General features: G+C 42.8%; 7 protein-coding genes. 6 read left to right on the top strand and 1 reads right to left on the bottom strand.

Features of this window, described 5'->3' with window-relative positions; all coding sequences use genetic code 11:
- Positions 1-39: 39 nt before the first annotated feature.
- From adcR to PCY08_RS01310, 4 genes are read left to right on the top strand one after another with little or no spacing between them, the layout of a single operon-like run.
- The gene (adcR, locus tag PCY08_RS01325) at positions 40-480 is read left to right on the top strand and encodes a zinc-dependent transcriptional regulator AdcR (protein ID WP_001249315.1); all 441 of its coding nucleotides are present in this window, start codon (positions 40-42) and stop codon (positions 478-480) included.
- Positions 480-1,184: a metal ABC transporter ATP-binding protein gene (locus PCY08_RS01320; protein ID WP_045762612.1), complete on the top strand. Its 705-nt coding sequence runs from the start codon at positions 480-482 to the stop codon at positions 1,182-1,184. Before adcR ends, PCY08_RS01320 begins: the two co-directional genes overlap by 1 nt.
- Positions 1,177-1,983, top strand: coding sequence for a metal ABC transporter permease (locus PCY08_RS01315; RefSeq protein ID WP_223140261.1), 807 nt, complete (start codon positions 1,177-1,179; stop codon positions 1,981-1,983). Before PCY08_RS01320 ends, PCY08_RS01315 begins: the two co-directional genes overlap by 8 nt.
- Positions 1,984-1,992: 9 nt before the next feature.
- Positions 1,993-3,495, top strand: coding sequence for a zinc ABC transporter substrate-binding protein AdcA (locus PCY08_RS01310; protein ID WP_223140260.1), 1,503 nt, complete (start codon positions 1,993-1,995; stop codon positions 3,493-3,495).
- A 142-nt stretch (positions 3,496-3,637) separates the two neighbouring features.
- Here PCY08_RS01310 and PCY08_RS01305 read toward each other — a convergent pair whose 3' ends face one another.
- A complete protein-coding gene (locus PCY08_RS01305) occupies positions 3,638-4,495 on the bottom strand; it encodes a 5'-nucleotidase, lipoprotein e(P4) family (RefSeq protein ID WP_045762615.1) in 858 nt (285 codons plus the stop codon).
- 429 nt (positions 4,496-4,924) lie between these two features.
- Here PCY08_RS01305 and PCY08_RS01300 point away from each other — a divergent pair, with 429 nt between their 5' ends.
- The gene (locus PCY08_RS01300; protein ID WP_301559182.1) at positions 4,925-8,527 is read left to right on the top strand and encodes a DNA-directed RNA polymerase subunit beta; all 3,603 of its coding nucleotides are present in this window, start codon (positions 4,925-4,927) and stop codon (positions 8,525-8,527) included.
- 32 nt (positions 8,528-8,559) lie between these two features.
- Entirely contained in the window at positions 8,560-12,231 is a 3,672-nt protein-coding gene (gene rpoC / locus PCY08_RS01295; protein ID WP_301559181.1) for a DNA-directed RNA polymerase subunit beta', read from the top strand.
- Positions 12,232-12,478 lie beyond the last annotated feature (247 nt).

Below are 12,478 nucleotides of genomic sequence, written 5' to 3'. Positions count from 1 at the left end.
TGTATTTATAGAAATTCTGTTCTGAGAAAGGAGCAAATCATGAGACAGTTGGCAAAAGATATCGATCAATTTTTAAATGAGATTATCCTAAAAGCTGAAAATCAGCATGAAATTCTCATTGGTCATTGTACCAGTGATGTAGCCTTGACCAATACCCAGGAGCATATTCTCATGCTTTTATCAGAGGAGTCGCTCACCAACTCTGAGTTGGCGCGTCGTCTCAATGTCAGTCAAGCTGCCGTTACAAAGGCTATCAAATCCCTGGTTAAGGAGGGAATGTTAGAAACGTCTAAGGACCCTAAGGATGCTCGCGTTGTCTTCTATCAATTGACAGACTTGGCTCGACCTATTGCTGAGGAACACCACCATCATCATGAACATACCCTCTCAACTTATGAGCAGGTTGCCACTCAGTTTACACCAAACGAACAAAAAATTATCCAGCGGTTTTTAACTGCTTTAGTAGGAGAAATCAAGTAATGAGATACATCACAGTAGAGGATTTGTCCTTCTATTATGACAAGGAACCTGTGCTTGAGCATATCAATTACAGTGTTGATAGTGGGGAATTTGTCACCCTTACTGGGGAAAATGGAGCAGCCAAGACAACGCTAATCAAGGCTAGTCTTGGAATTCTTCAACCACGAATTGGGAAAGTAACCATCTCAAAGACAAATATTCATGGGAAAAAGCTAAGAATCGCCTATCTTCCCCAGCAGATCGCCAGTTTTAATGCGGGCTTTCCAAGTACCGTTTATGAATTTGTCAAATCAGGTCGCTACCCAAGAAAGGGCTGGTTCCGTCGTTTGAATGCTCACGACGAAGAACACATCAAGGCTAGTTTAAACTCAGTTGGCATGTGGGAACATCGGGATAAACGCATTGGCTCTCTCTCTGGTGGGCAAAAGCAAAGAGCGGTCATTGCACGTATGTTTGCTTCAGATCCAGATATCTTTATCTTGGATGAGCCGACAACAGGGATGGATGCAGGTACCAAGAATGAATTTTATGAACTCATGCACCATAGTGCCCACCATCATGGCAAGGCTGTTTTGATGATTACTCACGATCCTGAAGAAGTCAAGGATTACGCAGATCGCAATATCCACCTTGTCCGTGACCAAGATTCGCCATGGCGTTGTTTCAATGTCCATGAAAATGATCAGGAGGTGGACCATGTTTAATCTATTGTCTTATGATTTTATGCAGCGGGCCTTTTTGGCTGTTATTGCCATGAGTCTCTTTTCGCCAGTACTGGGAACCTTCCTAATCTTGCGTCGTCAGAGCCTTATGAGTGATACTCTAAGTCACGTCTCGCTATCAGGTGTGGCCTTTGGTTTGGTTTTAGGGATTTCTCCGACCATCTCGACTATTGCTATTGTCTTGATTGCGGCGGTCTTTCTTGAATATCTACGTACGGTTTACAAGAGCTTTATGGAGATTGGAACAGCCATCCTCATGTCTACAGGACTTGCAGTGTCCTTAATTGTTATGAGTAAGGGTAAGAGCTCGAGTTCGATGAGTTTGGATCAATATCTGTTTGGTTCTATTGTGACCATCAGTCAAGAGCAGGTAATTGGACTCTTTATCATTGCAGCAGTTGTATTGGTCTTAACCTTCCTCTTTTTAAGACCTATGTACATCTTAACTTTTGACGAGGATACAGCTTTTGTAGATGGCCTTCCAGTGCGTACTATGTCCATTCTCTTTAACATGGTAACGGGTGTAGCTATCGCTCTCATGATTCCAGCTGCAGGAGCACTCTTGGTGTCGACCATCATGGTCCTACCAGCTAGTATCGCTTTACGTCTAGGGAAGAACTTTAGTTCGGTGATGATTCTTGCCAGCGTTATTGGTTTTCTAGGTATGGTAGCAGGGCTTTATATCTCCTACTATGCAGAGACACCACCGAGTGCAAGTATTACCATTATCTTTGTAGTTGTCTTTTTGTTAGTCAGCTTACTCAAACGTTTTATCAAATAGGAGAAAAAAATGAAAAAACTAGGCCTACTTTTGGCAAGTCTTGTGACGGTATTCTTAGTGGCTTGTTCCAATCAAAAACAGGCAGACGGAAAATTAAATATCGTCACAACATTCTACCCTGTTTACGAATTTACCAAACAAGTAGCAGGCGACACAGCCAATGTCGAGCTCTTGATTGGGGCAGGGACAGAACCACATGATTATGAACCATCGCCTAAGGCAGTTGCTAAAATCCAAGACGCTGATGCCTTCGTTTATGAAAATGAGAACATGGAAACATGGGTTCCCAAGCTTTTAGATTCACTAGATGCGAAAAAAGTAAAAACAATCAAGGCTACTGGAGATATGTTGCTTCTTCCAGGTAGTGAGGAAGAGGAAGACCATGACCATGGTGAAGAAGGCCATCATCACGAGTATGACCCTCATGTATGGTTGTCTCCTGCGCGTGCCATTAAGCTTGTAGAGCACATTCGTGACAGTTTATCAGCTGACTATCCAGATAAGAAGGCGACTTTTGAACAAAATGCAGCAGCCTATATCGAAAAACTACAAGCCTTGGACAAGGCCTATAGTGAAGGACTTTCTAGTGCTAAACAAAAGAGTTTTGTGACTCAACACGCGGCCTTCCGTTATCTAGCTTTAGATTACGGACTCAATCAAGTTTCTATCTCAGGTCTTTCCCCAGATGCGGAGCCTTCAGCAAGTCGCTTGGCAGAATTGACCGAGTACATCAAGAAAAACAAGATTTCTTATATCTACTTTGAAGAAAATGCCTCTCAAGCTCTAGCTAATACTCTTTCAAAAGAAACAGGAGTTAAGTTAGACGTTCTGAATCCTCTAGAAAGCTTGACCGAAGAGGACATGAAGGCCGGTGAAAACTATATCTCTGTCATGGAGAAAAATCTCAAGGCCCTCAAGCAAACAACGGACCAAGCAGGAGCAGAAATTGAGCCAGAAAAAGCAGAGGAGACTAAAACCGTTCAAAATGGTTACTTTGAAGATGCCGATGTCAAGGATCGTACCTTGAGTGACTATGCTGGCAACTGGCAGTCAGTCTATCCTTTCCTTGAAAATGGAACTCTAGATCAAGTCTTTGACTACAAGGCTAAATTGACTGGCAAAATGACCAAGGATGAATACAAAGCCTACTATCAAAAAGGCTATCAAACTGATGTATCTAAGATTAATATCACGGATAATACTATGGAATTCATCCAAGGTGACCAAAGTAAGAAATATACATACAAGTATGTCGGCAAGAAAATTTTGACTTATAAGAAAGGGAATCGAGGAGTTCGTTATCTCTTTGAAGCGACAGACGCGGATGCTGGACAATTCAAGTATGTTCAATTTAGCGACCACAATATCGCACCAGTTAAGACTGGGCACTTCCATATCTTCTTTGGTGGTACTAGCCAAGAAGCCCTCTTTGAAGAAATGGATAACTGGCCAACCTACTATCCAGATGGCTTATCTGGTCAAGAAATCGCCCAAGAAATGCTGGCTCATTAAGATACGATTCACATGATAAAAGCGAACAGGAAAGTTTTCTGGTTATCAGAATCCTCTCTTGTCCGCTTTTTTGAGTTTTGTCAGTTAAAGAGCTTTTGCACTTCTTCTTGTACTTATGGCCTTATTGAATACCAAGTTTTCATTACTTGTCAAAGCCTTGTAAAGCCTTTTCGCGTTCTTCTACTTGTCCCTTGGCATCTAGTTTATTACCACCGTAAACTGCTGTTTCCCATGATCCATACATTGGATTTGGGAAGATGATGAATTTTTCACCAAATTCTTTTTGCAATTCTTCAAGTTGTTTGTCACGATCAGCTTCAGAAGTCTTAGAAAATTCTGCAAAGTCTACAAGGTTATCACCAAATAGTAACACAAGATTTGTCTTTTCTTGAACCGCTTGTCGACGACCTTCTTTGGATTTCACACCACTTTCTAGGAACATGAGGTGATCACGTCCTTGTACAGGAATACCTTCGCTTTCTAGATTTTTAATGGTAGCATCTACTTGGTCGACTGAACGGTCAGAAATATAGTAGATTTGGACACCGTTTTGATCGGCAAACTGAAGAAAATCTTTAGCACCTGGGACGGCTTTTGCTGCAGCTTTTTGGACCCAAACATCCCAATTTTCAGGTGTGAATGCTGTTCCATCTTTGACATTTTGAACTTGATAAGGACTGTTATCTAGGACCGTTTCGTCCAAGTCCAAAACAATCGAATAAGGCTTGTCTGATTCTGTTTTCAGTAATTCCTTTAGACGATCTGTAGCAACATTATAACCTTGTAGATACAAGGCTTTTGTTTCGGCCGCTTTTTGATACCAGAGAGTTGACATGGTATTTTCTCTAGACCGTAGTTGGTCGTAAGTCATTGTAATCTGATTGTCAGATGAGTTATTAGCGGATGTTTGTGTTTCTGTGGATTTTGTGGCGCAGCTGGTCAATAAGATGACAGATGCAAGTGCAGAAACGATTGTAACAGTGGTTTTAGCTGTTTTCATAAAATGTCTCCTGTCTATAATTTCAATAACAGTATAGCATGAGGGAATAGTTAAGGCAAGCGTTTTCCTAAATATGGACTTGATTTTCCAAAGAAAGATGTAGATAATTAACGGATTAGAGGAAGAGAAAAATATTTTAAAACCTTGAAAAATCTAGCTAAATAGGGTATAATATAAATAATCATTTGTCGTAGGTTTTGTCTGAAATATTGTCCGGACAAGGCTCACAGCAGTTAAATCTCCTGAAAAAGTCGGATTTAGCTGCTCTTTTTGTGCTTTTTTTCAGGTTTTTCGGCCTTTGTAACAAAGATTTAAAGATTCTGAAAATTAGTCGAGGGGGATAAGTTGATAGGGTTTTTAGAACCATCTAACGATAATTACTAGCTTAGATCACTAAGCTTGGAACTTTATTTAAAAAGGAGAATCATCTTGGCAGGACATGACGTTCAATACGGGAAACATCGTACCCGTCGTAGTTTTTCAAGAATCAAAGAAGTTCTTGACTTACCAAATTTGATTGAAATTCAAACTGATTCATTCAAAGATTTCCTAGACCATGGTCTGAAGGAAGTGTTTGAAGATGTATTGCCAATTTCAAACTTCACAGACACAATGGAGTTGGAATTTGTTGGCTACGAAATCAAAGAACCTAAATATACGCTTGAAGAAGCTCGTATCCACGATGCCAGCTACTCAGCACCTATCTTTGTAACCTTCCGCTTGATTAACAAAGAAACTGGCGAAATCAAGACACAGGAAGTATTCTTTGGTGATTTCCCAATCATGACTGAGATGGGAACCTTTATCATCAACGGTGGTGAACGTATCATCGTATCACAGTTGGTGCGTTCTCCAGGTGTTTACTTTAATGACAAGGTAGACAAAAATGGTAAAGTGGGTTACGGTTCAACTGTTATCCCTAACCGTGGAGCTTGGTTGGAACTTGAAAGCGACTCAAAAGACATCGCCTACACTCGTATCGACCGTACTCGTAAGATTCCATTTACGACCTTGGTTCGTGCGCTTGGTTTCTCAGGTGATGATGAAATCTTTGATATCTTTGGTGACAGTGATCTTGTTCGTAACACTGTTGAAAAAGATATTCACAAGAACCCAATGGACTCTCGTACAGACGAAGCTTTGAAGGAAATTTACGAACGCCTTCGTCCAGGTGAGCCTAAGACTGCTGAAAGCTCACGTAGCTTGCTTGTAGCTCGTTTCTTTGACCCACGTCGTTATGACTTGGCTGCAGTTGGTCGTTACAAGATCAATAAAAAACTCAATGTTAAAACACGTTTGCTCAACCAAACTATTGCTGAACCATTGGTAGACCCTGAAACAGGTGAAATCTTGGTAGAAGCTGGAACAATCATGACTCGTAGCGTGATTGAGAGCATTGAAAGCCATTTGGATGGCGATTTGAACAAGATTGTCTACATTCCAAATGATGCTGCTGTAGTAACAGAGCCAGTTGTTCTTCAAAAATTCAAGGTTGTTGCACCAACTGATCCAGACCGTGTTGTAACTATCATCGGTAATGCAAATCCAGATGACAAGGTTCGTATCGTAACGCCTGCAGATATCTTGGCTGAGATGAGCTACTTCCTCAACTTAGCAGAAGGTATTGGTCGTGTGGATGATATCGACCACCTTGGAAATCGTCGTATTCGTGCTGTTGGTGAATTGCTTGCCAACCAAGTGCGTCTTGGACTTTCACGTATGGAACGTAACGTTCGTGAACGTATGTCTGTTCAAGATAACGAAGTACTAACACCACAACAAATTATCAATATCCGTCCAGTAACTGCAGCAATCAAAGAATTCTTTGGTTCTTCTCAATTGTCACAGTTCATGGACCAACACAACCCGCTTTCTGAGTTGTCACACAAACGTCGTTTGTCTGCCTTAGGACCTGGTGGTTTGACACGTGACCGCGCTGGATATGAAGTGCGTGACGTGCACTACACTCACTATGGTCGTATGTGTCCAATCGAGACACCTGAGGGACCAAACATCGGTTTGATCAACAACTTGTCTTCATACGGACACCTCAATAAGTATGGTTTCATTCAAACACCATATCGTAAGGTTGATCGTGAAACTGGAAAAGTAACTAACGAAATCGTTTGGTTGACTGCTGATGAAGAAGATGAGTACACAGTAGCACAGGCTAACTCTAAATTGAACGCAGATGGCACTTTTGCTGAAAAAGTTGTCATGGGACGTCACCAAGGGGTTAACCAAGAATACCCAGCTTCAAGTGTTGATTACATGGACGTTTCTCCTAAACAGGTAGTTGCTGTTGCGACAGCATGTATTCCTTTCTTGGAAAACGATGACTCCAACCGTGCCCTCATGGGTGCCAACATGCAACGTCAGGCTGTACCATTGATTGATCCAAAAGCACCTTACGTTGGTACTGGTATGGAATATCAAGCAGCCCACGACTCTGGAGCGGCTGTAATTGCTCAGTATGATGGTAAAGTTACTTATGCCGATGCTGACAAGGTAGAAGTTCGTCGTGAAGACGGCTCATTGGATGTTTACCATATCCAAAAATTCCGTCGTTCAAACTCAGGTACTGCCTACAACCAACGTACGCTTGTTAAAGTTGGTGATCTTGTAGAAAAAGGCGACTTTATTGCAGATGGACCTTCTATGGAAAATGGAGAAATGGCGCTTGGACAAAACCCAATCGTTGCCTACATGACATGGGAAGGTTACAACTTCGAGGACGCCGTTATCATGAGCGAACGCTTGGTGAAAGACGATGTCTATACATCTGTCCACCTTGAAGAATACGAATCAGAAACACGCGATACAAAGCTTGGGCCTGAAGAAATCACTCGTGAAATTCCAAACGTTGGTGAAGATGCTCTTAAAGACCTTGACGAAATGGGTATCATCCGTATTGGTGCTGAGGTTAAAGAAGGGGATATCCTTGTAGGTAAAGTAACACCTAAGGGTGAAAAAGATCTTTCTGCTGAAGAACGCCTCTTGCACGCTATCTTCGGAGACAAATCTCGTGAAGTTCGTGACACTTCTCTTCGTGTACCACACGGTGCCGATGGTGTCGTTCGTGATGTGAAGATCTTTACACGTGCAAACGGTGATGAGTTGCAATCAGGTGTTAACATGCTGGTTCGTGTTTACATCGCTCAAAAACGTAAGATTAAGGTCGGAGATAAGATGGCCGGACGTCACGGAAACAAAGGGGTTGTTTCTCGTATCGTTCCTGTAGAAGACATGCCTTACCTTCCAGACGGAACTCCAGTTGATATCATGTTGAACCCACTTGGGGTGCCGTCACGTATGAATATCGGTCAGGTAATGGAACTTCACCTTGGTATGGCAGCTCGTACTCTTGGTATCCACATCGCAACACCAGTCTTTGACGGAGCAAGTTCAGAAGATCTTTGGTCAACTGTTAAGGAAGCAGGTATGGATAGCGATGCTAAGACTATCCTTTACGATGGACGTACTGGTGAACCATTTGATAACCGTGTGTCAGTTGGTGTCATGTACATGATCAAACTCCACCACATGGTTGATGATAAATTGCACGCTCGTTCAGTCGGACCATACTCAACCGTTACGCAACAACCACTCGGAGGTAAAGCTCAGTTTGGTGGACAACGTTTCGGTGAGATGGAGGTTTGGGCGCTTGAAGCCTATGGTGCATCAAATGTCCTTCAAGAAATCTTGACTTACAAGTCTGACGATATCAACGGACGTTTGAAAGCTTATGAAGCTATTACAAAAGGAAAACCAATTCCAAAACCAGGTGTTCCAGAATCCTTCCGAGTTCTTGTTAAAGAATTGCAATCACTTGGTCTTGACATGCGTGTCCTTGACGAAGATGATCAAGAAGTTGAACTTCGTGATCTTGATGAGGGCATGGACGAAGATGTCATCCACGTAGATGACCTTGAAAAAGCACGTAAAAAAGCTGCTGAAGAAGCAAAAGCTGCTTTTGAAGCTGAAGAAGGTGCAAAAGCGGAAGCAACAGAAGAAGCTACTGAACAAGAATAAGTAGCTCACTTAGAATAGAAAGGGAAGAAATAGTGGTTGACGTAAATCGTTTTAAAAGTATGCAAATCACACTAGCTTCTCCAAGTAAAGTCCGTTCATGGTCTTATGGAGAAGTCAAAAAACCTGAAACAATCAATTACCGTACGTTGAAACCAGAACGTGAAGGACTATTTGACGAAGTCATCTTTGGTCCTACAAAAGACTGGGAATGTGCTTGTGGTAAGTACAAACGCATTCGTTACAGAGGGATTGTTTGTGACCGTTGTGGTGTTGAAGTAACGCGTACAAAAGTTCGTCGTGAACGTATGGGACACATCGAGTTGAAAGCTCCTGTATCTCATATCTGGTATTTCAAGGGAATTCCAAGCCGTATGGGCTTGACCCTTGATATGAGTCCTCGTGCCCTCGAGGAAGTAATCTACTTTGCTGCTTACGTGGTGATTGATCCAAAGGATACACCACTTGAGCACAAATCTATCATGACAGAGCGTGAATATCGTGAGCGCTTGCGTGAATATGGCTACGGATCATTCGTTGCTAAAATGGGTGCCGAAGCTATCCAAGACCTCTTGAAACAAGTAGATCTTGAAAAAGAAATTGCTGAGCTTAAAGAAGAATTGAAGACAGCAACTGGGCAAAAACGTATCAAAGCCATCCGTCGTTTGGATGTTTTGGATGCCTTTTACAAGTCTGGAAATAAACCTGAATGGATGATTCTTAACATTCTTCCAGTTATTCCACCAGATCTTCGTCCAATGTTGCAGTTGGATGGTGGCCGTTTTGCCTCATCTGACTTGAACGACCTTTACCGTCGTGTTATCAACCGTAACAACCGTTTGGCTCGCTTGCTTGAGTTGAATGCACCAGGTATCATCGTTCAAAATGAGAAGCGTATGCTTCAAGAAGCGGTTGACGCTTTGATTGACAATGGTCGTCGTGGTCGTCCAATCACAGGACCAGGTAGCCGTCCACTTAAATCATTGAGCCACATGCTTAAAGGTAAACAAGGACGCTTCCGTCAAAACTTGCTCGGTAAACGTGTTGACTTCTCAGGACGTTCCGTTATCGCCGTTGGTCCAACTCTTAAGATGTACCAATGTGGTGTGCCACGTGAAATGGCTATCGAGCTCTTTAAACCATTCGTTATGCGTGAAATCGTAGCGCGTGATATCGTGCAAAACGTTAAAGCGGCCAAACGCTTGGTAGAACGTGGAGACGAACGCATCTGGGATATCCTTGAAGAAGTGATCAAAGAACACCCAGTGCTTTTGAACCGCGCACCGACCCTTCACCGTTTGGGTATCCAAGCCTTTGAACCTGTCTTGATTGACGGTAAAGCTCTTCGCTTGCACCCACTTGTCTGTGAGGCCTACAATGCCGACTTCGACGGGGACCAAATGGCCATCCACGTACCGCTTTCAGAAGAAGCTCAAGCAGAAGCGCGTATCTTGATGCTTGCGGCTGAGCACATCTTGAACCCTAAAGATGGTAAACCAGTTGTTACTCCATCTCAGGACATGGTTTTGGGTAACTACTACTTGACTATGGAAGAAGCTGGTCGTGAAGGTGAAGGCATGGTCTTCAAAGACCGTGACGAAGCTGTCATGGCTTACCGCAATGGTTATGTTCACCTTCACTCACGTGTAGGTATTGCAACAGACAGCCTCAACAAACCATGGACAGAAGAGCAAAAACATAAAGTCTTGCTTACAACTGTTGGTAAGATTCTCTTCAACGATATCATGCCAGAAGGTCTACCTTACTTGCAAGAGCCAAATAACGCCAACTTGACAGAAGGTGTTCCAGACAAATACTTCTTGCCACTAGGTGGAGATATCAAGGAAGCTATCAGCAAACTTGAGCTTAACCCTCCATTCAAGAAGAAAAACCTTGGAAATATCATCGCTGAAATCTTCAAACGTTTCCGTACGACAGAAACTTCTGCCCTACTTGACCGTATGAAGAACCTCGGTTACCACCACTCAACTCTTGCAGGATTGACAGTGGGTATTGCCGATATCCCAGTTGTTGAAGACAAGGCTGAAATCATTGAAGAATCACACAAACGTGTAGAACAAATCACTAAACAATTCCGTCGTGGTATGATCACAGACGACGAACGTTACAATGCTGTAACAGCTGAATGGCGTGCTGCCCGTGAAAAATTGGAGAAACGCTTGATTGCCAACCAAGATCCTAAGAACCCAATCGTTATGATGATGGACTCTGGAGCCCGTGGGAACATCTCAAACTTCTCACAGCTTGCCGGTATGCGTGGTCTGATGGCTGCTCCGAATGGACGTATCATGGAATTGCCAATCCTTTCAAACTTCCGTGAAGGTTTGTCTGTATTGGAAATGTTCTTCTCAACTCACGGTGCTCGTAAAGGTATGACCGATACGGCCCTTAAGACAGCCGACTCAGGTTACTTGACTCGTCGTTTGGTTGACGTTGCCCAAGACGTGATCATCCGTGAGGATGACTGTGGAACAGACCGTGGTCTCTTGATCCGTTCTATTACTGAAGGTAAAGAGATGATTGAGTCTCTTGAAGAACGTCTCAATGGTCGTTACACTAAGAAAACTGTTAAACACCCAGAAACTGGTGCAGTTATCATTGGTCCAAATGAATTGATCACAGAAGACAAGGCACGTGAAATCGTCAATGCTGGTGTTGAAGAAGTGACTATCCGCTCTGTATTTACATGTAACACTCGTCATGGTGTCTGCCGTCACTGTTATGGTATCAACTTGGCGACTGGTGATGCGGTTGAAGTTGGTGAAGCAGTTGGTACAATCGCTGCTCAATCTATCGGGGAACCTGGTACACAGCTTACAATGCGTACCTTCCACACGGGTGGGGTTGCCTCAAATACCGATATCACTCAGGGTCTTCCTCGTGTCCAAGAAATCTTTGAAGCCCGCAATCCTAAAGGGGAAGCGGTTATCACAGAGGTCAAAGGACAAGTTACTGCTATCGAAGAAGATGCTTCAACTCGTACTAAGAAAGTCTTCGTTAAAGGTGAAACTGGAGAAGGAGAATATGTGGTACCATTTACAGCTCGTATGCGTGTTGAAGTTGGGGACCAAGTCTCTCGTGGTGCAGCATTGACAGAAGGTTCTATCCAACCAAAACGTCTCCTTGCTGTACGTGATGTCTTATCAGTTGAAACTTACCTCCTCGGTGAAGTACAAAAAGTTTACCGTAGCCAAGGGGTAGAAATCGGTGACAAACACATCGAGGTAATGGTTCGTCAAATGATCCGTAAAGTTCGAGTTATGGATCCAGGAGACACAGATCTTCTCATGGGAACACTTATGGACATCAACGACTTTACAGATGCTAACAAGGATGTTCTTATCGCAGGTGGAGTGCCAGCGACAGGTCGTCCAGTCCTTATGGGAATCACCAAAGCCTCACTTGAAACAAATAGTTTCTTATCAGCGGCTTCCTTCCAGGAAACAACTCGTGTCCTTACAGATGCAGCTATCCGTGGTAAGAAAGACCATCTCCTTGGCCTTAAGGAAAATGTTATCATTGGTAAGATTATCCCAGCTGGTACAGGTATGGCACGTTACCGTAACCTTGAACCACAAGCTATCAATGAAGAGTCTTACCTAGCATCTTCTCAAGAAGAAGCTTCAGTAGATACGACAGATACGACTGTAGAAGAAGTCGTTGAGACTGTTGAAGTAAGTGAATAAGTAGGTGTTACTTAAGATCTGAGATGAAAAGATTAATCATTCACTATAGATTCTTAAGAAGGATCCACTAGATAAAAAAGCGAACAAGGCAGAATTCTGATTGTCAGAAAACTAGCTTTGCTCGCTTTTTGTATTTAATGTTAGGTTTGCGTTCTACTCACATTTTCAATTCATAAAGAGCGACTTATTTTAACTTGCTCGAGATACAATACTATGCTACAATCATCTAAAAAAGCAAGGACATCAA

Source organism: Streptococcus sp. SO4 (assembly GCF_030440055.1).
Lineage (GTDB): Bacteria > Bacillota > Bacilli > Lactobacillales > Streptococcaceae > Streptococcus > Streptococcus nidrosiense.
The sequence above is the reverse complement of the archived record's forward strand: the minus strand, read 5'-3'. Positions and strand labels throughout refer to the sequence as shown.